This window comes from Streptomyces sp. NPDC003456 (assembly GCF_042878735.1).
GTDB lineage: Bacteria > Actinomycetota > Actinomycetes > Streptomycetales > Streptomycetaceae > Streptomyces.
On the sequence record NZ_JBIAOK010000007.1, the window covers coordinates 74,578 to 96,015 of the forward strand.

General features: G+C 72.5%; 21 protein-coding genes and 1 tRNA gene. 12 read left to right on the top strand and 10 right to left on the bottom strand.

What is annotated here, in order from left to right:
* Window positions 1–46: 46 nt before the first annotated feature.
* Window positions 47–604 carry a hypothetical protein gene (locus tag ACFYWG_RS27750; protein ID WP_389204030.1) on the top strand — a complete coding sequence of 186 codons (558 nt, stop codon included), beginning with the start codon at window positions 47–49 and terminating at the stop codon, window positions 602–604.
* A 72-nt stretch (window positions 605–676) separates the two neighbouring features.
* The gene (locus tag ACFYWG_RS27755) at window positions 677–1,144 is read left to right on the top strand and encodes a hypothetical protein (RefSeq protein ID WP_389204032.1); all 468 of its coding nucleotides are present in this window, start codon (window positions 677–679) and stop codon (window positions 1,142–1,144) included.
* 93 nt (window positions 1,145–1,237) lie between these two features.
* Here ACFYWG_RS27755 and ACFYWG_RS27760 read toward each other — a convergent pair whose 3' ends face one another.
* Window positions 1,238–1,999, bottom strand: a complete 762-nt coding sequence (locus ACFYWG_RS27760; RefSeq protein WP_383501514.1) for a phosphoglyceromutase — start codon at window positions 1,997–1,999, stop codon at window positions 1,238–1,240.
* A gap of 147 nt (window positions 2,000–2,146) precedes the next feature.
* Here ACFYWG_RS27760 and ACFYWG_RS27765 point away from each other — a divergent pair, with 147 nt between their 5' ends.
* Window positions 2,147–3,424, top strand: coding sequence for an MDR family MFS transporter (locus ACFYWG_RS27765; RefSeq protein WP_389204033.1), 1,278 nt, complete (start codon window positions 2,147–2,149; stop codon window positions 3,422–3,424).
* A 349-nt stretch (window positions 3,425–3,773) separates the two neighbouring features.
* Here ACFYWG_RS27765 and ACFYWG_RS27770 read toward each other — a convergent pair whose 3' ends face one another.
* Entirely contained in the window at window positions 3,774–3,929 is a 156-nt protein-coding gene (locus ACFYWG_RS27770) for a hypothetical protein (protein ID WP_333935246.1), read from the bottom strand.
* A gap of 155 nt (window positions 3,930–4,084) precedes the next feature.
* Window positions 4,085–4,786 carry a phosphate signaling complex protein PhoU gene (gene phoU, locus ACFYWG_RS27775; protein ID WP_376330699.1) on the bottom strand — a complete coding sequence of 234 codons (702 nt, stop codon included), beginning with the start codon at window positions 4,784–4,786 and terminating at the stop codon, window positions 4,085–4,087.
* A 245-nt stretch (window positions 4,787–5,031) separates the two neighbouring features.
* Between phoU and ACFYWG_RS27780 the strand changes: the two genes are divergently transcribed.
* Together ACFYWG_RS27780 and ACFYWG_RS27785 are read left to right on the top strand one after the other, a co-directional pair.
* Complete coding sequence (locus tag ACFYWG_RS27780; RefSeq protein WP_376330701.1) at window positions 5,032–6,351, top strand: sensor histidine kinase; 1,320 nt, start codon at window positions 5,032–5,034, stop codon at window positions 6,349–6,351.
* Window positions 6,348–7,028, top strand: coding sequence for a response regulator transcription factor (locus ACFYWG_RS27785; RefSeq protein ID WP_030243122.1), 681 nt, complete (start codon window positions 6,348–6,350; stop codon window positions 7,026–7,028). The genes ACFYWG_RS27780 and ACFYWG_RS27785 overlap by 4 nt, the downstream gene beginning before the upstream one ends.
* Before the next feature lie 83 nt (window positions 7,029–7,111).
* On the opposite strand, the gene ACFYWG_RS27790 is transcribed toward ACFYWG_RS27785, so the two are convergent.
* Window positions 7,112–7,795, bottom strand: a complete 684-nt coding sequence (locus tag ACFYWG_RS27790) for a DUF461 domain-containing protein (protein ID WP_376330702.1) — start codon at window positions 7,793–7,795, stop codon at window positions 7,112–7,114.
* A gap of 603 nt (window positions 7,796–8,398) precedes the next feature.
* Between ACFYWG_RS27790 and ACFYWG_RS27795 the strand changes: the two genes are divergently transcribed.
* From ACFYWG_RS27795 to ACFYWG_RS27820, 6 genes are all read left to right on the top strand, one after another.
* Window positions 8,399–8,881, top strand: coding sequence for a CarD family transcriptional regulator (locus ACFYWG_RS27795; protein ID WP_003953493.1), 483 nt, complete (start codon window positions 8,399–8,401; stop codon window positions 8,879–8,881).
* Window positions 8,882–9,168: 287 nt separating this feature from the next.
* Window positions 9,169–9,933, top strand: a complete 765-nt coding sequence (ispD, locus tag ACFYWG_RS27800; RefSeq protein ID WP_383510287.1) for a 2-C-methyl-D-erythritol 4-phosphate cytidylyltransferase — start codon at window positions 9,169–9,171, stop codon at window positions 9,931–9,933.
* Window positions 9,923–10,417 carry a 2-C-methyl-D-erythritol 2,4-cyclodiphosphate synthase gene (ispF, locus tag ACFYWG_RS27805; RefSeq protein WP_389204034.1) on the top strand — a complete coding sequence of 165 codons (495 nt, stop codon included), beginning with the start codon at window positions 9,923–9,925 and terminating at the stop codon, window positions 10,415–10,417. Before ispD ends, ispF begins: the two co-directional genes overlap by 11 nt.
* 187 nt (window positions 10,418–10,604) lie before the next feature.
* Window positions 10,605–11,999 (top strand): cysteine--tRNA ligase, encoded by a 1,395-nt coding sequence (gene cysS / locus ACFYWG_RS27810; RefSeq protein ID WP_376330707.1) that lies wholly within the window; start codon window positions 10,605–10,607, stop codon window positions 11,997–11,999.
* Window positions 12,000–12,106: 107 nt separating this feature from the next.
* Window positions 12,107–13,048 carry a 23S rRNA (guanosine(2251)-2'-O)-methyltransferase RlmB gene (rlmB, locus tag ACFYWG_RS27815; RefSeq protein ID WP_376330709.1) on the top strand — a complete coding sequence of 314 codons (942 nt, stop codon included), beginning with the start codon at window positions 12,107–12,109 and terminating at the stop codon, window positions 13,046–13,048.
* A gap of 128 nt (window positions 13,049–13,176) precedes the next feature.
* Window positions 13,177–14,946 (top strand): DoxX family membrane protein, encoded by a 1,770-nt coding sequence (locus tag ACFYWG_RS27820; RefSeq protein ID WP_383510282.1) that lies wholly within the window; start codon window positions 13,177–13,179, stop codon window positions 14,944–14,946.
* Between the two features lie 158 nt (window positions 14,947–15,104).
* On the opposite strand, the gene ACFYWG_RS27825 is transcribed toward ACFYWG_RS27820, so the two are convergent.
* The 3 genes from ACFYWG_RS27825 to ACFYWG_RS27835 all read right to left on the bottom strand — a co-directional run bounded on the left by ACFYWG_RS27825 (window position 15,105) and on the right by ACFYWG_RS27835 (window position 17,690).
* Window positions 15,105–15,836, bottom strand: a complete 732-nt coding sequence (locus ACFYWG_RS27825; RefSeq protein WP_376330712.1) for an NDP-sugar synthase — start codon at window positions 15,834–15,836, stop codon at window positions 15,105–15,107.
* Window positions 15,837–15,933: 97 nt separating this feature from the next.
* The gene (locus ACFYWG_RS27830; RefSeq protein WP_383510278.1) at window positions 15,934–16,383 is read right to left on the bottom strand and encodes a hypothetical protein; all 450 of its coding nucleotides are present in this window, start codon (window positions 16,381–16,383) and stop codon (window positions 15,934–15,936) included.
* Between the two features lie 218 nt (window positions 16,384–16,601).
* Window positions 16,602–17,690, bottom strand: a complete 1,089-nt coding sequence (locus ACFYWG_RS27835; protein WP_376330715.1) for an ABC transporter ATP-binding protein — start codon at window positions 17,688–17,690, stop codon at window positions 16,602–16,604.
* A gap of 239 nt (window positions 17,691–17,929) precedes the next feature.
* Here ACFYWG_RS27835 and ACFYWG_RS27840 point away from each other — a divergent pair.
* Window positions 17,930–18,003: transfer RNA gene (locus tag ACFYWG_RS27840), tRNA-Thr, on the top strand.
* Between the two features lie 61 nt (window positions 18,004–18,064).
* On the opposite strand, the gene ACFYWG_RS27845 is transcribed toward ACFYWG_RS27840, so the two are convergent.
* From ACFYWG_RS27845 to ACFYWG_RS27855, 3 genes are all read right to left on the bottom strand, one after another.
* Window positions 18,065–18,967 (bottom strand): aminoglycoside phosphotransferase family protein, encoded by a 903-nt coding sequence (locus ACFYWG_RS27845; RefSeq protein WP_389204035.1) that lies wholly within the window; start codon window positions 18,965–18,967, stop codon window positions 18,065–18,067.
* 204 nt (window positions 18,968–19,171) lie between these two features.
* The gene (locus ACFYWG_RS27850) at window positions 19,172–20,155 is read right to left on the bottom strand and encodes a zinc-binding dehydrogenase (protein ID WP_389204036.1); all 984 of its coding nucleotides are present in this window, start codon (window positions 20,153–20,155) and stop codon (window positions 19,172–19,174) included.
* A 46-nt stretch (window positions 20,156–20,201) separates the two neighbouring features.
* Window positions 20,202–21,362: an FAD-dependent oxidoreductase gene (locus tag ACFYWG_RS27855; protein ID WP_389204037.1), complete on the bottom strand. Its 1,161-nt coding sequence runs from the start codon at window positions 21,360–21,362 to the stop codon at window positions 20,202–20,204.
* Between the last annotated feature and the right edge of the window lie 76 nt (window positions 21,363–21,438).

Below are 21,438 nucleotides of genomic sequence, written 5' to 3' on the forward strand. Positions count from 1 at the left end.
TGGCCTGGCGACTGCGGACACCGCATGATCGAGGGAGGCGTGCCAGGTGGCATCGAGCGAACACCCGGGCGGTGCCGAGCCCACGGCACAAGAGGCCCGTGAGGCCTGGGCGCGGGAGGCGTACGCCGTTCTCGAGAGCACGGCGCGCAGCTATCACGCCGTCATCACCTACAAGGAACTCGGCACGGAGATCCAGCAGAGAACGGGCATCCACACCAAAGCCCTGCTCCACAACTGGATCGGCTCGGTCCTCGGCAGGGTGGTCCGGGAGGCGCATCGCCGCGGAGACCCGCCACTGACCGCGCTCGTCGTCCGCAGTGACGACGGCATGGTGGGTGACGGCTACCGAGAAGTCCTGGAGGTCGCCGGAGAGCCGCCTCCGAGCGACGTGGTGGAACGCGAACGGCACGCCGCCCGCGCCCGCCTGGACTGCTACCGCCACTTCGGTGCCACTCTGCCGCCGGGAGGCGGAGTACCGGCCCTCGCGCCCCGATACCAGGCAGCACTGGACCGGCGCCGCCAACGCACGGAGAAGCCCACCCGTGTTTGTGGCACCTGCTTCATGCAGCTGCCCGCCACGGGGATCTGCGACGCGTGCGGTTGAAGGGCCGCCGAACACCCGCTCCTTCGACGGTCAACCGGAAACGGCTCTCGGCCATGCACCACAGTGAGGAGCGTGGACATCTGGGTGAACGTCATCACCGCGGCGAGCGGACTGCTGGGTGCCGGTATGGGCATCGGCGGGACACTTCTGGGCGAACGGTGGCGCGTACGATCCTCAGCCGAGCAGGAGCGGCGAGCATCGGATCTGCGCCTCCGGGACGAACGCAAGGAGCTCCTGCTGCGCTTCTTCGCACTTGTCAGAGACCTCGAGAGGGTCGCGGAGCGGCGTCACGCGGGTGAAGAGGTCACAGCCGAGCAGGCGGCGGAACTGACCAGCCGCGCCTGGCTGCTCCACGTGGAGGTGCGCCTGCTCTGCTCGCAGCCCGTGGCCGACGCCGTCTACACCTTGACCGAGTGCATCACCGAGGCGGTCAGGCACCCCACCGACGAGCCCGTGCACCTCCGCCTCTCCGACGCACGTCTCGCCGCCATCTCCAGCGCCCGCACGGAACTCGGAATCCCGGCAGCAACCGGCCCGTGACACCGTCGCCATCCCCGCGCGGGCGCGACCCCGATGACACGCAAAGCCCCCTACCGGCGGACAAACCGCAGGCAGAGGGCTTTCCGGCCCTGCTTACTTCTTCTTGCCCTGGTTCTTGACCGCCTCGATGGCTGCCGCGGCCGCCTCCGGGTCCAGGTATGTGCCGCCCGGGTTGAGCGGCTTGAAGTCCGCGTCGAGTTCGTAGGACAGCGGGATGCCCGTCGGGATGTTCAGGCCCGCGATGTCCGCGTCGGAGATGCCGTCCAGGTGCTTGACCAGGGCCCGCAGCGAGTTGCCGTGGGCGGCGACCAGGACCGTGCGGCCGGTCAGGAGGTCGGGCACGATCGCGTCGAACCAGTACGGCAGCATCCGGACGACGACGTCCTTCAGGCACTCCGTGCGCGGGCGCAGCTCCGGCGGCAGCGTCGCGTAGCGCGGGTCGGCGAACTGGGAGTACTCGGCGTCGATGTCCAGGGGCGGCGGCGGGGTGTCGTACGAGCGGCGCCACAGCATGAACTGCTCCTCGCCGAACTCGGCGAGGGTCTGCGCCTTGTCCTTGCCCTGCAGGGCGCCGTAGTGCCGCTCGTTCAGGCGCCACGAGCGGTGGACCGGGATCCAGTGGCGGTCCGCGGCCTCCAGGGCCAGCTGGGCCGTGCGGATCGCGCGCTTCTGGAGGGACGTGTGGACCACGTCGGGCAGCAGGCCGGCGTCCTTGAGCAGCTCACCGCCGCGGACCGCCTCCTTCTCGCCCTTCTCGTTCAGGTTCACGTCCACCCAGCCGGTGAACAGGTTCTTCGCGTTCCACTCGCTCTCGCCGTGGCGGAGGAGGATCAGCTTGTACGGTGCGTCGGCCATGCCTCAGAGCGTAATCCACGGTTTCCCCCGTTCGCCGGGCTGCCCGGCAGGCGGACGCTTGACGGGATCTGCTAATTCAGTGGCCGCGGGAGATCGGCCGCTTGTAACGTGCCGACACCACGCGCGCCACTTACACCGGGGGAGTCCATGCCGTTCGCCTTGCGTGCCCGACGTGCCGTACGGGAGACGGTCTCGGGACTGCCCCGCGCCTTCTGGTGGCTGTGGACGGCCACGCTCGTCAACCGGCTCGGCGCGTTCGTCGCCACCTTCATGGCGCTGTACCTGACCCTCGACCGCGGCTACTCGGCGACGTACGCCGGTCTGGTCGTCGCCCTGCACGGGCTCGGCGGGGTCGTCTCCTCGCTGGGCGCCGGTGTGATGACCGACCGGCTGGGCCGGCGGCCCACCCTGCTGATCGCCCAGGCGTCGACCGCCCTGTCGGTCGCCCTGCTGGGGTTCGTGCGCGACCCGGCGGCGATCGCGGGCGTGGCGCTCCTGGTCGGCATGGCGAGCAACGCGTCCCGCCCGGCCGTGCAGGCGATGATGGCCGACATCGTCCGGCCCGAGGACCGCATCCGCGCCTTCTCCCTCAACTACTGGGCGGTCAACCTCGGTTTCGCGGTCTCCTCGATGGCCGCCGGGTTCATCGCGGAGGTCAGTTACCTGGCCGGCTTCCTGATCGAGGCGGGCATGACGATGGCCTGCGCGATCCTGGTCTTCCTGCGGCTGCCCGAGTCCCGGCCGGAGGAGACGGCGAAGACGGCCTCGGCCGGTCCCGACTCCTCCGTCAGCCTCGGGACCGTGCTGCGCGACGGGCGCTTCATGAGCGTCGTCGGGCTGTCGTTCCTGGTCGCGCTGGTCTTCCAGCAGGGATCGGTCGGGCTGCCGGTGGCGATGGGCCAGGCGGGCTTCACCCCGGCCGAGTACGGCACGGCCATCGCGGTCAACGGCCTGCTCATCGTCGTGCTGCAGATCCCGGTCACCCGGCTCATCGAGCACCGGGACCCGCGCCGGCTGCTCGTGGTCTCGTCGATCCTCGCCGGGTACGGCTTCGGGCTCACGGCCTTCGCGGGGTCGGTCGGCGTCATCGCGCTGACGGTGTGCGTGTGGACGCTCGCCGAGATCATCAACGCGCCGACCCAGACCGGCCTCGTCGTACGGCTCTCCCCGGCGCACGGCCGCGGGCGCTACCAGGGCATGTACACGATGTCCTGGTCCGTGGCGGCGCTCGTCGCCCCGCTGATGTCGGGCTACGTCATCGACCGCTTCGGGCCGGAGTGGCTGTGGGCGCTGTGCGCCCTGGTCGGCACGGTGGCCGGGGTGGGGTACGGCGTGCTGATGCGCCGTCTGCCGAGGGAGGACACGACGACGGTCGTCGAGCCCGCACCCGGGCTGCGCCCCCAGCCGGAGGTCGGCACCGGCTGAGCCGGGCGTCTCCTGCCCCAGCCTGAGCGTGGCCGGGCGTCCCCCGCCCTCGCCAGGGCCCCGCGAACCGCGAACTGCGAGCCGCGGCGCCGGCCGGTCTCACTCCACCGTCAACGGCACCGGAGGAATCCAGAGGGATCTCGTCCCTCCCGTGTACCGCCCGTCCGGCCCCACCGGTGACCCGCACGGCCGAGGGGCCCCGGCGCGTGTCCGGGGCCCCTCGGCCGGTCCGTCGTACACGCCGGAAGCCGGAAGCCGGGAGCCGGGAGCCGGGATCCGGGAGCCTGGATCCGGGCGCCGGTCCGTCATGAGCGGCGGTCACGCCTCGCGGCTCACCGGCCCCCCGGCGTCAGCCGCACTGGCAGGGGCTGCCCGACTGGCACCCGCAGCCGCAGCCCGAGCCGCAGCCGCACGCGGCGATCAGGGGCAGCTTCCTCAGCTCGGCGGGCTGCTCGGTCTCGCGCTGCTGCGTGGGGTCGGGCGTGGTGCCGGGGGTCTCGGCCATGGGTCCCTCCTCGAGGCTGGTGCCTGTGCCCATTGGATGCCCGCCCGGCTGGGCGCATCAACGGCGCACGGAGGCGCCCGCGCCCCCCGGCCGATCCCCTTCCGGCCCGTTCACGCCCCCCGCCCGGCCGGTCGGGGGAGCGGTACGGAAGCGCCTCAGGCGCTCTCCGCCGGCGGCACCGCCTGGATCTCCGGCTGCACGTCGGTCTGGATCTCGTCCGCGTGCTCACCCGTCACCAGGTACACCACCCGCTTCGCCACCGACACCGCGTGGTCGGCGAACCGCTCGTAGTACCGGCCGAGCAGCGTCACGTCCACGGCCGTCTCGATGCCGTGCTTCCAGCGGTCGTCCATCAGGTGCTGGAAGAGCGTGCGGTGCAGCAGGTCCATCGCGTCGTCGTCCTGCTCCAGCTGCAGCGCCAGGTCGACGTCCTTGGTGATGATGACCTCGGCCGCCTTCGCCATCAGGCGCTGGGCGAGCTGACCCATCTCCAGGATCGTGGCGTGCAGGTCGCTCGGGACCGCGCGGTCCGGGTAGCGCAGGCGTGCCAGCTTCGCCACGTGCTGGGCGAGGTCGCCCGAGCGCTCCAGGTCGGCCGACATGCGCAGCGACGTCACGACGATGCGCAGGTCCGTCGCCACCGGCTGCTGCCGGGCCAGCAGGGCGATGGCCCGGGCCTCGAGCTCGTGCTGGAGCTCGTCGACCCGCTGGTCGGCCTCGATGACGGCTTCGGCGAGCTTCAGGTCGCCGTCGAGCATGGCGGTCGTGGCGCGCCCGATCGCCGACCCGACCAGCCGGGCCATCTCCACCAGACTGTCGCTTATCGAGTCCAGTTCCTCGTGGTACGCGTCCCGCATCAGGTTCCCTCTCGTGCGTCTGTGTCGGGGGTCCAAGGGCCGGGGCCCCACCGGGCGGCCGGCGGTACGACCGTCGTACGACCGACGATCCGAACCCCACGCTCCCACGTTCCGTCCCGTACGCGTCCGTTTCCGTCATCCCGAATGAACCGGTACTGGCTCCAAGGTGAACTCTGGGCGACGAGTGTTCGAGCTCGCAGCCCGACGGCTGTGGAGGGCGCCCGACCCATGCCTAACCTGGGTGCATGGACGTGAACGCGGCGGTCGCCGCAGCGGCAGCGATCGCCGGTGTGCTCACCGGTGTCATCGCCATGCTGGCGTTCCGCTGGAGTGAGCGCGAGCAGAATCGCCCCACCCGTACCTCCCTGCACACGGACGCGGTGCTTCCGCCCGGCGTGGACACGGTCCTGTCGGTCCTCAGGTCCTCCGCCGTGGTGCTCGACGAGGCCGACGCCGTCGTCAAGGCCAGTTCGGCGGCGTACGCCCTCGGTCTGGTCCGCGGCGGCAGGCTCGCGGTGGAGCCGATGCTGCAGATGGCGCGGGACACCCGGCGGGACGGAGAGATACGCCAGGTGGAGCTGGACCTGCCCCGGCGCGGCACCGGCCGCGGAGAGGCCCTGGCCGTCTCCGCCCGGGTCGCGCCGCTCGGCTCCCGGCTGGTGCTGCTGCTCGTGGAGGACCTGACCGAGGCCCGCCGCATCGAGGCGGTCCGGCGCGACTTCGTCGCCAACGTCAGTCACGAGCTGAAGACCCCGGTGGGCGCCCTCTCCCTGCTGTCGGAGGCCGTCATGGACGCCTCCGACGACCCCGAGGCCGTCCAGCGGTTCGCCGGGCGCATGCAGATCGAGGCCACCCGGCTGACCAACCTGGTGCAGGAGCTCATCGACCTGTCCCGCGTGCAGAACGACGACCCGCTGGAGGACGCCGAGCCGGTCCGGGTCGAGGAACTGGTCGCGGAGGCCGTCGACCGCTGCCGGCACCAGGCGGGCACCAAGCAGATCACCATGGCCTCGAACGTCTGGACGTCCGACGGGTCCGCGGCCGACGGCCCCGACCTGCGCGTCTGGGGCAACCGCGGCCAGCTCGCCGCCGCCCTCGGCAACCTCGTCGAGAACGCGGTCAACTACTCGCCCGCCCGCACCCGCGTCGGCATAGCGGCCCGCAGGGTGCACGCGCCCGGCGGGGAGCAGATCGAGATCGCCGTGACCGACCAGGGCATCGGCATCTCCGACAAGGACAAGGAGCGCATCTTCGAGCGCTTCTACCGCGTCGACCCGGCCCGCTCCCGTGCCACCGGCGGCACCGGGCTCGGGCTGGCGATCGTGAAGCACGTGGCCGCCTCGCACGGCGGGGAGGTCACGGTGTGGAGCGCCGAAGGCCAGGGCTCCACCTTCACCCTGCGGCTGCCGGAGGCCGGTGCGGCCCGCGACCGCGCACATCATCAGCCCGCCCGGGACGAACGCGCAGGAAGCGCGGGCCTCTACGAGGAGGCCGGGCGGTCCACCCCCACATCTCCCGAATCAGCCGCGTACGAAACGCTTCCCGCCCCGGAGGTCCTTCCGTGACCCGTGTGCTCGTCGTCGAGGACGAGGAGTCCTTCTCCGACGCCCTGTCGTACATGCTCCGCAAGGAGGGCTTCGAGGTCGCCGTGGCGACCACCGGGCCCGACGGACTGGACGAGTTCGAGCGCAACGGCGCCGACCTCGTCCTGCTCGACCTGATGCTGCCCGGCCTGCCGGGCACCGAGGTCTGCCGCCAGCTGCGCGGCCGCTCCAACGTCCCCGTCATCATGGTGACCGCCAAGGACAGCGAGATCGACAAGGTGGTCGGGCTGGAGATAGGAGCCGACGACTACGTCACCAAGCCGTTCTCCTCGCGCGAGCTGGTCGCCCGTATCCGGGCCGTCCTGCGCCGCCGCGGCGAGCCGGAGGAGGTGACCCCGGCCGCCCTGGAGGCGGGCCCGGTGCGCATGGACGTCGACCGGCACGTGGTCACCGTCGGCGGCACCAAGATCGACCTGCCGCTGAAGGAGTTCGACCTGCTGGAGATGCTGCTGCGCAACGCCGGCCGGGTGCTGACCCGCATGCAGCTCATCGACCGCGTCTGGGGCGCCGACTACGTCGGTGACACCAAGACCCTGGACGTCCACGTCAAGCGGCTGCGCGCCAAGATCGAGCCGGACCCGGGCGCCCCGCGCTACCTGGTGACCGTGCGCGGCCTGGGCTACAAGTTCGAGCCGTAGACCGGCCCCGGCACCGACGCGAAGGGCGGGACCTCTCCTGGGAGAGGTCCCGCCCTTCGCGTGCTGCGGCTGCGCCGCCCTGCTCAGTTCCCGGCGCTGCTCGCGCTCGCGGAGGCCGCGTCGGTCGGGGTGCCGGAGGCGTCCTCGCCGCCCGGCTCGTCGCCGGCGGCCGGGCTCTCGGTGCCGGCCGGCGAGCCCGAGGCGCTCGCGGACGGCGAGTCCGAGGGGGCGGCCGAACCGGCCGGGCCGGCCGGGACCTCGGAGGGGCCCCACTCCTTGAAGTAGTGCTCGGCGGGCACGACGAAGGCGCTCAGGCTGACCTCGCCCGTCTTGCTGAAGGTGAAGGTGATCTTCTGCGCGTTGCCGTCCTGCACGGCCTCGCGGCTGCTCGGGAGGATGGCCGTGGCGTTGTCCTTGCCGCCCACGATCAGCGAGCCGCCCGGCGGGATGCTGAGGCTGCCGCCCTTGGCGGGCTTCAGCTCGGCGGTCTTGCCGGTGCCCGGCAGGGTGATGGACTCCAGCGTCTGGGCGGTGCTGCCCTCGTTGAAGAACGTCGCGGCGATCGCGGCCGGGCCGGTCGACTCGAGGTCGGGCTGCGTGATCACGACCGCGTTCTGGATCTTGATGTCGCCCACGCTCGTGGCCGCGTTGTCCGGCTTGATCTCCAGGGTCTGGGCGTTGTTGCCGGCTCCGCACGCGGCGAGCGAGGCGATCGAGAACGCGATGGCGGCAGCGGCGAGGGCGCCGCGTCGAAGGCTGCTGCTCACGGCGGCGGCAACTCCTTGATCTCGAGCGGAGCGGCCGATAAAGCCGCCCTAAGTGTCTGTCAGCGGGCCTTAGGTTACCGAGCCGTTCCCGTCAGGCCGCACCCGACCCCCCGGCGCCCGTGATCCCACCCGGTTGTCACATCTGTCTCGTGCGTCACAAGTGACTCGGCAGTCACATTGGGGAGGCGCTCGTCCTGCATTCACATAAGAGTCCCCGGGCGGCCGCACGGATTTTCCGTGAAGGAATGCGGAACCGCCCGGGAATTGATCACCCGGGGCCGGCCGGGTGACCCGGTGATCAATTGGGGAATCGGCCGGAACCCCGCGCGGGCCGCCGAACGGAGTAGCGGAAGTCGATCATGCGGAACCGGACATATGCGGATGTTCGGCCGTCTGGAGGGCGCTCCGGATGCGTGTAACGTACGCGTTTCGCTCACCCCGGACAGCGGCTCCCACCTGCGAATACCTTCTTCCGCTCCCTGTCCGAAGCACGTTCGTGTCTGAGTTGTCAAGCCCCGAGATATGCCCTGACCTGCGAAAACGCCATTCAGTAGACGCCGTATCCGTGTTACCCTGGATAGCCACGGAAGGGGTACCTGTCACATGACGTTCAAGGTTGGCGACACCGTGGTCTATCCCCATCACGGGGCCGCGCTGATCGAGGCTATCGAAACTCGCCAGATCAAAGGCGTGGACAAGACCTACTTGGTGCTGAAGGTCGCCCAGGGTGACCTGACGGTACGTGTGCCAGCGGACAATGCGGAGTTCGTCGGCGTGCGTGATGTGGTCGGTCAGGACGGGCTGGACCGGGTCTTCGAGGTGCTGCGCGCGCCGTACGCCGAGGAGCCCACGAACTGGTCCCGTCGCTACAAGGCAAACCTGGAGAAGCTCGCCTCGGGCGATGTCATCAAGGTCGCGGAAGTCGTGCGTGACCTGTGGCGTCGTGAGCGCGAGCGTGGACTGTCCGCCGGTGAGAAGCGCATGCTCGCCAAGGCCCGCCAGATCCTGGTGAGCGAACTCGCTCTCGCGGAGAACACCAACGAGGACAAGGCCGAGGCCCTGCTCGACGAGGTGCTCGCCTCCTGAGGCGAAGCCGTCGCTCAGCACCGAGCTGATCGAGGCTGCACATCGAAATGCCGCGGTGCCCGATGACGAATTTCCTGTCGCCGGGCGCTGCGGCATGTTCGTACCCCGGAGACGGCGATGCGCCGGGAGCCCGGAATGTGTTATCACTCACGCTCCGGCATGCGGTGTGCCGGGCCCGGGCAGCCGGCTCGGCCAGCGTCACGGAAGGGTCCGGTCGAGCGCGTCGCGCCCGGCACTGTTCCAGGCCATACCCACGCCGGGCCGGCACACAAACCTGACAGGAACCGATGTCTGACGATTCGCGACCCGCACCGCCCGCCGCCCCCGCCACGGGCCGCACGGCGGCCGTGATCCCGGCCGCCGGCCGCGGTGTACGGCTCGGCCCGGGCGCCCCCAAGGCGCTGCGCGCGCTGGGCGGAACGCCCATGCTGATCCACGCCGTCCGGGCGATGGCCGCCTCCCGCGCCGTCTCCCTGGTCGTCGTCGTGGCCCCGCCCGACGGCGCCGCCGAGGTCAAGTCGCTGCTCGACGCGCACGCGCTGCCCGAGCGGACGGACTTCCTCGTGGTGCCCGGCGGCGCGACCCGCCAGGAGTCGGTCAAGCTCGGCCTGGACGCCCTTCCCCCGGGCCTCGACATCGTCCTCGTGCACGACGCGGCCCGGCCGCTGGTGCCGGTGGACACCGTCGACGCCGTGATCGAGGCCGTACGCGACGGCGCCCCGGCCGTGGTGCCGGCGCTGCCCCTGGCCGACACCGTCAAGCAGGTCGAACCCGCCGCCGTGCCCGGCGAGCCCGAGCCGGTCGTCGCCACGCCGGAGCGCGCACGGCTGCGGGCGGTGCAGACCCCGCAGGGCTTCGACCGCGACACCCTGCTCCGGGCGCACGAGACGGTGACCGGCGAGGTCACCGACGACGCGGGCATGGTCGAGCAGCTCGGCCTCACCGTCGTCGCCGTGCCCGGGCACGAGGAGGCCTTCAAGGTCACCCGCCCCCTCGACCTGGTCCTCGCCGAGGCGGTCCTGGCCCGCAGGAGGCTCAACGATGGCTTCTGACGGCTTCCCCCTGCCGCAGGTCGGCATCGGCACCGACATCCACGCCTTCGAGGAGGGCCGCGAGCTGTGGTGCGCCGGACTGAGGTGGGAGGGCGAGGGCCCCGGGCTCGCGGGCCACTCCGACGCGGACGTCGTCGCCCACGCCGCCTGCAACGCCCTGTTCTCCGCGGCCGGACTCGGTGACCTCGGGCAGCACTTCGGCACGGGCCGCCCCGAGTGGTCCGGCGCCTCCGGCGTCACGCTGCTGACCGAGGCCGCCCGCATCGTCCGCGAGGCCGGCTTCCGCATCGGCAACATCGCCGTCCAGGTGGTGGGCCCCCGCCCGAAGATCGGCAAGCGCCGGGACGAGGCGCAGAAGCTGCTGTCCGAGGCGGCCGGGGCGCCGGTCTCGGTCTCGGGCGCCACCACGGACGGGCTCGGCTTCCCCGGGCGGGACGAGGGGCTGATGGCGGTGGCGACGGCCCTGGTCGTGCGCTCCGGCTGAGGCGGAGGAACCGGGCCCGGCCGGCCGGACGGTCGGGCCGGCCAGGGCGCGGGGCCGGGCGGGCCGGGCCGTATGGCCGGCGGACGATGCCGAGGGGCCGGGGGCACCCCGTTGCCAATGTCACGAATGCGTGCGCCCGGAGGTGAAGGTCCTGAGGCACACCGCCCGGCCCACTACCCTGGGAGACGTGACTATTCGCCTGTACGACACCAGCGCCCGGCAGATCCGTGACTTCACCCCGCTCACGCCGGGTTGTGTCTCGATCTACCTGTGTGGCGCCACGGTGCAGGCGGCCCCGCACATCGGGCACATCCGCTCCGGCCTGAACTTCGACATCATGCGCCGCTGGTTCGAGTACCGCGGCTACGACGTCACGTTCGTACGGAACGTGACCGACATCGACGACAAGATCATCGCCAAGTCGGCCGACCAGAACCGCCCCTGGTGGGCCATCGGCTACGAAAACGAGCGCGCGTTCAACGACGGCTACCGCGCCCTCGGCTGCCTGCCCCCGACCTACGAGCCGCGCGCCACCGGCCACATCACCGAGATGGTCGAGATGATGCGCGGCCTCATCGAGCGCGGGCACGCCTACGTCGCCGACGGCAGCGTCTACTTCGACGTCCGCTCCTTCCCCGAGTACCTGGCGCTGTCCAACCAGGACATCGACGACCTGCGCCAGCCCGACGAGGGCGTCTCCGGCAAGCGCGACCCGCGCGACTTCGCCATGTGGAAGGCGACCAAGCCGGGCGAGCCCGACTGGGAGACGCCCTGGGGCCGCGGCCGCCCCGGCTGGCACCTGGAGTGCTCGGCGATGGCCCACAAGTACCTGGGCTCCGCCTTCGACATCCACGGCGGCGGCCTCGACCTGGTCTTCCCGCACCACGAGAACGAGATCGCGCAGGCCAAGGCCTACGGCGACGACTTCGCCCAGTACTGGGTGCACAACGCCTGGGTCACCATGAGCGGCGAGAAGATGTCCAAGTCGCTCGGCAACTCGGTCCTGGTCAGCGAGATGGTCAAGCGCTGGCGCCCCATCGTGCTGCGCTACTACCTCGGCACCCCGCACTACCGCTCGATGATCGAGTACAGCGAGGAGGCACTGCGCGAGGCCGAGTCGGCGTTCGCGCGGATCGAGGGCTTCGTGCAGCGCGTGGTGGAGAAGGCCGGCGCCGTCGAGCCGGCGCGCGAGGTGCCGCTCGCCTTCGCCGAGGCCATGGACGACGACCTGGGCGTGCCGCAGGCCCTCGCCGTCGTGCACACCACGGTCCGGCAGGGCAACAGCGCCCTGGCCGCCGACGACAAGGAAGCCGCCGTGGCCCGGCTCGCCGAGGTCCGCGCGATGCTCGGCGTGCTCGGCCTCGACCCGCTGGATCCGCAGTGGGCCGGGGAGGGCGACCGCGGCGAGGACCTGCACGGCGTGGTGGACACGCTCGTGCGCATGGTCCTCGACCAGCGCGAGGCCGCCCGGGCCCGCAAGGACTGGCCGACCGCGGACGCCATCCGCGACCAGCTGGGCCAGTCCGGCCTGGTCATCGAGGACAGCCCGCAGGGCCCGCGCTGGAGCCTCGGCCCGCGCTAGCCCGGCCCCGGCCGGAAGATCGATTGTGCCGTCCGGGACTCCGGGCGGCACACTTCATAGACGTACGCAGTTCACCGCCTCACGGCGACAGCAGAGACAGGTAGGTCATGGCAGCCAACAACCGCCGCATGTCCGGCAAGAAGGGCGCGCAGGTCGGCAGTGGCGGCCAGCGGCGCAAGGGCCTGGAGGGCAAGGGCCCCACCCCGCCCGCCGAGATGCGCAAGGGGCACAAGAAGAACCGCATCGCCAACGCCAAGGCGCGCCAGACCTCGCGCCGCCCCGCGCCCCGCGGCCGCGGCGGCAAGTCGGCCTCCGAGCTGGTCGTCGGCCGCAACCCGGTCTACGAGGCCCTGCGCGAGGGCGTGCCCGCCTCGACGCTGTACGTGCAGCAGTTCATCGACAACGACGAGCGCGTGCGCGAGGCCCTGCAACTGGCCGCCGAGCGCGGCGGGATCAACCTCATGGAGGCCCCCCGCCCCGAGCTCGACCGGATGACCAACGGCCTCAACCACCAGGGCCTGGTGCTCCAGGTCCCGCCGTACGAGTACGCCCACCCCGAGGACCTGCTCGACGCCGCCGCCGACGAGGGCGCGGACCCGCTGATCGTCGCGCTCGACGGGGTGACCGACCCGCGCAACCTGGGCGCCGTCGTGCGGTCCGTCTCCGCGTTCGGCGGGCACGGCGTGGTGGTGCCCGAGCGCCGGGCCGCCGGGATGACGGCCGGTGCCTGGAAGACGTCCGCCGGTACGGCCGCCCGGACGCCCGTGGCCCGCGCCACCAACCTGACGCGCGCGCTGGAGGCGTACAAGAAGGCCGGTGTCGTGGTCGTCGGTCTCGCCGCCGACGGCGAGGTCGAACTGACGGAGCTGGAGGCCCTGGAAGGGCCCGTGGCCATCGTCGTCGGCAGCGAGGGCAAGGGGCTGTCCCGCCTGGTCGGGGAGACCTGCGATTTCCGGGTGCGGATCCCGATGCCGGGCGGCGCCGAGTCGCTCAACGCGGGTGTCGCGGCGGGCATCGTGCTGTACGAGGCGGCCCGCCGCCGCGCCTGAACAGGCGTCCGCCAGCTCACCCGTACGGGGTAATTTCCGGGTCATCGGGGCGACGAGGACAAGCTTGACGGGGTCCGGACAGATCCGGCGGGTCAAAGCAGTGTCCTAACCCGACGTCACTCGGTTAGATGAGTGTGGACACCAGAACACCCCGCACTCCCACGGGGGACCGCTCGTCGGGACTCGACGACGCTCCCGCGCTGAGCATGGTGAAGGTGCCGAGCGACCCGGCGCAGGTCATCGTCAATCACGCGAGTTTCCGCGTGCAGTTGGGCGTATCGACGCGTCGCGTCCAGTCCCCCCGGGTCGCACGGCACCTGAACGCCACCGAGGACATCGCCCGCGTCCCCGTCGCCACCGCCGGGGGCGCGGCGGACGGGGCCACCGCCCGCCGCCGGCCGGTCGTCTGGAGCGGCAGATCCGCGCCCGACGACACGGGCGCGCACCGGCTGCTGCAGGCGGTCCGGCACGGGAGCGTCCCCCACGCCGACGAGTCGGCGGCGGACACCGGGGCCACCCGGGTCATCGACCGCGTCGGCCCCGGCTACGGCACCCCCGGGTACCAGGGCGCCGGATACGCCGGCACCGGCTACCCGGGAGACGGCTACCAGGACGACCTCGTCCAGACCGTCGAGACCCCGGTCGTCGGCCCCCAGCGCACCCACGACCAGGCCGACGGCACACGGCTGCTGCCGGCCATGCGCACCGTCGGCAGCGCCTACGACGAACCGGGCTACGCCCAGCCCGGCTACGACGAGCCCGGCTACGACGAGCGCGGCTACGAACACGGGTACGAGGACGCCGAGTTCGAGGACGCCGCCGACGGCGGCCAGGAGACGGGCCGGCGCGGCAGGCGCCACGGCGACGACCCGGCGCGGCACGCCTACTACCCGGGCCGCCGGATGAACCTCGGCGTCGTCCTGCTCCCGCTGCGCGTCTTCCTCGGCTTCATCTCCATCTACGCCGGCATGGGCAAGCTGTGCGACCCCGTCTACTTCGACGGCGGCAAGCGCGGCTCCATGGTCAAGTGGCTCAACACCCTGCATCCCTGGGAAGTCGCCGAGCCGCTGCGCCAGTTCGCCCTGGAGCACCCGGTCGGCTCCGGCCTGGTGATCGCCTTCGCGCAGGTCATCGTCGGCGTCCTGACGGTGCTGGGCTGCTGGCAGCGCGTCGCCGCCTGCCTGGGCGCCCTGCTCTCCGCCGCGCTGCTGGTCACCGTCAGCTGGAAGAGCGTCCCGGCCTACGAGACGCCCGACATCATCTACCTCGCCGCCTGGTCGCCGCTGATCATCGCCGGCGCCCCCGTCTACTCCGTCGACGGCCGCCTGGCCGGCAGCGCCTGGCGGCGCCTCGGCCCCCGCGCCGACATCTGGGACCTGCGCCGCTACGTGCTGCGCCGCGGCGCCCTCGTCACCGCGGTCGCCACCGGCCTGACGCTGCTCGTCGGCTCGCTGCTCGGCGGTGCCGTCCGCGACGCCGACCGGGTCGTCGTCCCGGGCCCGGGCGAGGCCCCGCGCAACGAGCTGCCCGGCTCCCCGCTGCCCGGTGAGCCCGGCGCCAAGCGGCAGGAGAAGAAGCGGACCCCGTCGGCACCCGCCTCGCCCACGCAGGGCGCCACGACCGGCTCGGCCAGCCCCAGCGCGGGCACCACGACGCGACCGGGCGCCACGCGCGACACCGGCACGGTCACGGGCGGCTCGCCGAGCCAGACCCAGGGCACCGCGGGCCAGGCCCCGCCCCAGCAGTCCTCCCCGCAGAACCAGGCGCCGAGCACGACGTCGGGCCCCACGTCCGGCGGCGGCACGGCCACGGGCGGCTCCGGCTCGACCGGCGGCTCCGGCGACAACGGCGGCGCCTCCACGGGCCGCCCGGGCCTGGTGGGCGGCCTCCTCGGCTGACCCCCGCCCGGAACGGACCGCGCGAGAAGGCCCCGCACCGCAGGGTGCGGGGCCTTCTCGCGTTCAGCAGCCCGTGGGCGGCGGTCGGCGTGCCGGGGTGGAACGGAGTCCGGCGGGGGCAGTGGGGGTGGCAGTGGCAGTGGGCCCGAGTCAGCGGGTCAGCGGGTCAGGGCCGCCAGTTCCTTGGCCGCTTCCGTCAGGTCCTTCGCCGTGTCGATGGCCCGCCAGTACGAGCCCTGGGGGATCGTGAAGCCGGCCAGGCGCCGGTCACGGGCGAGGTGCGGGAACGTGGTCCGCTCGTGGTCCCCCCGGTGCGGCAGCAGCTCGGCGAACTCGGGGGAGAAGACGTAGACACCCGCGTTGATCTCGAAGGTCGACGGCGGTGCCTCGATGAAGTCGGTGATGCGGCCGAACCCGTCCGTCTGCACGGCTCCCCAGGGCAGCCGGGGCCGCGCGAGCGCCAGTGTGGCGACGGCGTCCCGCTCGGTGTGGAAGTCGGCCATGTCCCGCAGCGAGAACCGCGTCCAGATGTCCCCGTTCGTGGCGTACCACGGCTGGTCGGGGTGGGGCAGGTGCGCCGCGGCGTACTTGAGGCCGCCGCCGCGCCCGAGGGGCTCCGGCTCGACGACCGTCGTCACGGAGACGGGCAGCTCGGCCGTCTGCAGCCACTTCTGCAGCACCTCGGCGAGGTGGCCGCAGGAGACCACCACGTCCGTCACGCCCTCCTCGGCGAGCCAGGACAGCTGATGGCCGATGATCGGCGTCCCCGTCCCGGGGATCTCGACCATCGGCTTGGGCCGGTCGTCGGTGTACGGACGCAGCCGGGAGCCCTGGCCGCCGGCCAGAACGACGGCTTGAACGGGGCGGGACGCGGCGTTCGGATCGCTCATGGAACCGAACTGTACGTGGCGTCCCGCCCGGGAAAGCGGCTGACGGCCTTTCCGGTCAGCCGTGAGGGACCTCCCACCCGGTGGCAGGGCGGTGCGCTCAGCGGTGCGCGGCCGCGACGCCGGTGGCGAAGGCGGTGTCGCAGACCGGCCGTGCGTAGGACTGGGCGCGGGTCGGGCCGTAGACCCGCACGGCGGCCTGGCCGAGGGCGCGGGCGATGGAGGCGCAGTGCTTCGCCAGGGACGGGCGGCCGTTGACGGCCTGCTGGAGGTGGGTGAGCGCGACGCCCGGGTTCTCCTCCTGCAGCTCCGTCAGCAGCCGGTCGCGCAGGATGTCCTGCGGGGCGCGCTTGACGGTCCGCGGCGTGCCGACGGAGGTGTCCGCGGCGGTGAGCACCGGGTCGGTGGTGTTCCCCGACCAGTTGACTCGGGTGACCGCGAGGGTCCCGGAGAGAACCAGGACGACGGGCAGGACGAATGCGAGGGTGCGGCCGATCCGGCGGGCGGGGCCCCGGCCGCGTCGCGTCTGAGGGGTGCTGGAGTGCTTCACGCGTGTGAGGGTAGCGCCCGGTAATGGTTTGTAGACATTTAGTCACCGGTTCGGGGGATGAGGAAGTGCCCCTTCGTGGGTAGTGGGTTGACGCACAGCGCTCGAAACGTCCGGTTCGCCGGGGTATTTGTCGACAACGTGAGAGGGCCCCGCAGCGGTCTGCGGGGCCCTCTTCGTCAACCCGGGTGAATCACCCGGAGTCGTGCGTTCGCCAAGGGTCAGTCGGAGAGGCGCTCGCCCGTGGAGGTCGAGAACACGTGGGTCTCGCCCGAGCGCGGGACGATGTGCAGCTGGCTGCCCTTCTCCGGCACCTCACGGCCGCTGACGCGGACGACGAGGTCCTTGGACTCGTCGCCGACGTGGGCGGTGCCGTAGACGTAGGCGTCGGCGCCGAGCTCCTCGACGACGTTGACGGTGACGGCGAGGCCCAGCTCGGCGTCGGGGCCGGCCACGTCGAAGTGCTCCGGGCGGACGCCGACCGTGACGGTCTTGTCGGTGGTGGCGGAGATCGCGTCACGCTGGACCGGCACGACCGACTTGCCGAACTTCACGCCGCCGTCGGTGACCGGCACCTCGACCAGGTTCATCGCCGGGGACCCGATGAAGCCGGCCACGAAGAGGTTGGCGGGCTTGTCGTACATGTTGCGCGGGGTGTCGATCTGCTGGAGCAGACCGTCCTTGAGGACCGCCACGCGGTCGCCCATCGTCATGGCCTCGACCTGGTCGTGGGTGACGTAGACGGTGGTGATGCCCAGGCGGCGCTGGAGGGACGCGATCTGCGTACGGGTGGACACGCGGAGCTTGGCGTCCAGGTTGGACAGCGGCTCGTCCATGAGGAAGACCTGCGGCTCGCGCACGATGGCGCGGCCCATGGCGACACGCTGGCGCTGACCGCCGGAGAGCGCCTTCGGCTTGCGGTCCAGGTACTCGGTGAGGTCGAGGATCTTCGCGGCCTCCTCGACCTTCTGCCGGATCTCCGCCTTGTTGACGCCGGCGATCTTGAGCGCGAAGCCCATGTTGTCGGCGACGGTCATGTGCGGGTACAGCGCGTAGTTCTGGAACACCATGGCGATGTCCCGGTCCTTCGGCGGCAGGTGGGTGACGTCGCGGTCACCGATGCGGATGGCTCCGCCGTTGACGTCCTCGAGGCCCGCGAGCATGCGGAGCGAGGTGGACTTGCCGCAACCGGACGGGCCGACCAGGACGAGGAACTCGCCGTCCTCGATGTCGATGTCGAGCGCGTCGACGGCGGGCTTGGTGGAACCCGGGTAGATCCGGGTCGCCTTGTCGAACTGCACAGTGGCCATGGTGAATGGACCCCTTCTACCGGCAGGAACGTGCCGGACGATCCGAGTAGGAAGGTGGTGCCACGACGGTGTTCCGTTGTGGAGTAGTCCACGCGTGTGAACTGGCTCAGGACGGTACCTGCCGTTCACCTGGTCTGTCAGTACCCCAGGGCCTGTGAACTTCGCGGAAATTTTCGACGGGGGCCCCGACCGACCTGGGTACACTGCTCGGGCACGTACGGGGGCGCACCCCCGCACACGCCTCCTTAGCTCAGCTGGCCAGAGCAACGCACTTGTAATGCGTAGGTCGTCGGTTCGAATCCGACAGGGGGCTCTCGCCCGCCCGGGCCGGATCCGTCCGGCCCGGGCGTTTCGCTGTTCCCGGCCGGGTGCCGTCAGGTTCCATGGGCGCGCAGGCGACGGGCGATCTCCAGCTGGGCGGGGTCCAGGGGGCGGTCGTCCTCGATGTCCCACAGTGCGTTCTGCAGGAGGCGGCACAGGGTCCAGGCGCGGGCCCGGGCGCGGTCCAGGGCCAGGACGTCCGTCATCGCGTCGAAGCGCCAGAGGATCTCAGCGGGGTCGAAGCGATTGTCGAGGGCGGGCCAGAGCTCGAAGCCCGGGTCGCCCGCGAGAGGCTTGGGGTCGATCGCGAGCCAGGGGGCGCGACCGGAGGCCAGGACGTTCTCGTCGTGCAGGTCCCAGTGCAGCAGGCGGTCACCCGGTTCGTCGACGACCTCGCGCACCGCGGCCGCGCAGTCGGCGACAAGGCGGCGCGCCTGCGGTTCGGGGACCCGGGCGAGGGCACCGGGCGTGGCGTCGAGCATCGCGCGGGCGATGTCGCCGAGCCGGCGCATGCCGGGCGGGGCCGGGAAGGACGTCAGGTGGGCCAGCAGTTCGGCGATGGTGAGGACGGCCCGGCGGGTGTCCGGCTCGTGGGAGAGCATCCGGGTCTCGTCCAGGCGTTCCAGCAGCATGGTGCCGGTGGGTGCGTCGTGGCCGAGCAGCCGGACCGCCCCGTCGCCGTCCCAGATGCGCAGGGCGACGGGCTCGCCCTCGCTCTCCTCGTCCAGCAGCTGGAGCTTGAGGACGGCCGGGGTGCCGTCGCCCCGGCGCACCACCGGCAGGACCAGGGCGGAGACGCCGTGCATGGGTGCTCCGTCGGGTTCCAGGTCCCAGCGGGTGAGGAAGCGGGCCGCCAGGTCGGGCAGCGCGGCGATGAAGGCGCGACCGGCCTCGCCGTTGTACTCCGCCTGCGAGGCCGCCAGCCCCCGCGGGATCTCGATCGTCACGCTCGGCACGGTAGTGGGGGTGGGTGGGGTGGGTCATGCGGATATGCCGGAAGGGGAGCCGCCTCGGCTCCCCTTCCGGCCGGCACCGCGCCCTGGCGTCTCCCCTGAGGCGCGCCGTGGCCGCCGATCCCCGCGGCCCCGGCGTCTCGCCCCACGGCTCCGGTCCGCCTCACGGTCCCCGGCGTTCCTGCCCACGTCCCCCGGCGTTTCGACTCACGGCTCCAGGACCACCTTCCCCGTCGTGCCGCGGGTCTCCAGGGCGCGGTGGGCTGCCGCCGCCTCCGCGAGGGGGAAGCGCTGGACCGCCGGGACGAGGTGGCCGTGGGCGGCCTCCGCGAGGGCGCGCAGCTCCAGGGTGCGCAAAGGGTCGGGGCCGCCCGCCCGGGCCAGCATCGCGGGGCCGAGGACCTGCTCGGACACCCCCTCGACCAGGTAGGGACCGCCGCCGAGGATGCCCTCCCCGGACCAGCCGAAGACGATGTGGCGGCCGCCCGGGCCCAGCAGGGCGACGGCCTCGCGGGCGACGTCGCCGCCCACCCCGTCGAAGACGACGGTCGCGGCCCGGCCGCCCAGCTGGGCGCGTGCCTTCGCTGGCCAGTCGGGGTCCTTGTAGTCGACGGCCGCGTCGGCGCCGGCCGCCTGGACGCGGGCCGTCTTCTCCGGCCCGCCCGCGAGCCCGACCACGGTGGCCCCGGCGTTCTTGGCGTACTGCACGAGCAGGGTGCCGATGCCGCCGGCCGCGGCCGGGACGACGACGACCGACGCGGGGCCGAGGTCGGCGAACTGCAGGATGCCCATCGCCGTACGGCCCGTGCCGATCATGGCGACGGCCTCGGCGAAGTCCAGCCGCTCGGGGACCTCGTGCAGCCGTTCCGCCTCGGTGACGGCGAGCTCCGCGTACCCGCCGGGGACGAAGCCGAGGTGGGCGACGACCCGCTTGCCCAGCCACAGGCCGGCGACGCCCTCGCCGAGCGACTCGACGACCCCGGCGACCTCGCGCCCGGGGATCGTGGGCAGGGGCGACGGCTCGCCGGCCGGGCCGCCGCGCATGCCCTGGCGCAGGGCGGTGTCCAGCAGGTGGACCCCGGCCGCCCGTACGGCGATCCGGACCTGGCCGGGGCCGGGCCGGGGGTCCTCGACCTGCTCGTAGGTGAGGTTCTCGGCGGGTCCGAAGGCGTGCAGGCGTACGGCGTGCATAGGAGGCTCCTCGTGTCGTCGCGTGTCCGCGTCCCAGCTTTCGACCTCAAGCTCGCTTCAGGTCAAGCTCCTGGCGCCCGAGGGCCAGGGACACCGCCGTGAGGGCGCTGTTGAAGGAGACCTCCGAGAGCACGCCGGGGGCCGCGACCTGGTCGCCGGCGAGGTAGACACCGTCGCCCCGGTCCACGGCCGGCCGGTCGCGCCAGCTGGTGCCGGGCAGGTCGACCGCGCCCGTCCGGCCGTCGGCCACCGCGGTGCGCCGCCAGGTGACGCGGTCGCGCCAGCCCGGGAAGCCCAGGTCGAGCAGCTGCTCGGCGCGGGCGGTGCCGTCGGCCTTCGACTCGTGCGGGGCGAGCGGGATCTGCCCCTGGATCAGCTGCTCCCCGGCCGGGGCCAGGCTGCGGTCCTGGGCCGTGAAGCGCTCGATCCAGCCGGGGGCGTCGAGGTCGGACACGGCGAACGCGTCGCCGCGCCGCGTGCGTACGGCCAGGTCGACCAGGGCGGTGCGGCCGCTCGGCCAGGTCAGGGAGTCGTCGCCGAGCAGGCGCCGGGCGGCGGGCAGGGAGGTGGCGACCACGACGGGGGTGTCCGTCGGGAGCGTGTCGACGCGGGACAGGGTCTCCATCCGCACGCCCAGGTTCCAGGCGCGGGCGGCCATCCGGTCGATGACGCTCGCCCAGCCGCCGCGCGGATAGTGGGCCTCGGGCGGCAGTCTGGTGGCGCGTTGCAGCCGCTCCTGCACGAACGCCGCCGACAGGGAGCCGGGGTCGTGGTGGAACAGGGCGACCGCGGAGTAGTGGGCGGCGGCCCGGGCGCCCTCCTCGCCCGCGATGCCGGTCGCCCAGGTCCGGAAGTCGGCGTCGACGGGTGCCTCCCGGCCGGTCCGGCGCAGCAGTCTGAGCATCGAGAGGGGCGGGGTGCGGCGCAGTACGCCCCGGTGCCGCAGCCGGAGCCGGGCCGCTTCCAGGGGCGGGAGCGGGGCCAGCGGCCCGATGAGGTCGCGCTGTTCGAGCCAGGCCCAGTGCGGGCCGCCGTTGTACAGGGCGTGCGGCCCCTCGTTCGTGCGGTAGGGGCCCTCGGCGGTGCGGGCCCGGCCGCCGAGGGTGTGGTGGGCCTCGTGGACGGTGACCTCGGCGCCCGCCTCGGCGGCGGTGATGGCCGCGGTCAGTCCGGCGAAGCCGCCGCCGATGACGGTGATGCGGTGCATGGCTGGGGATCTCCCTCGGGTCGGTGCGGCCTTCCGGGCCGGGGTGGCCTCGGGGCCGGGTGGCCTTCGGAGGTAC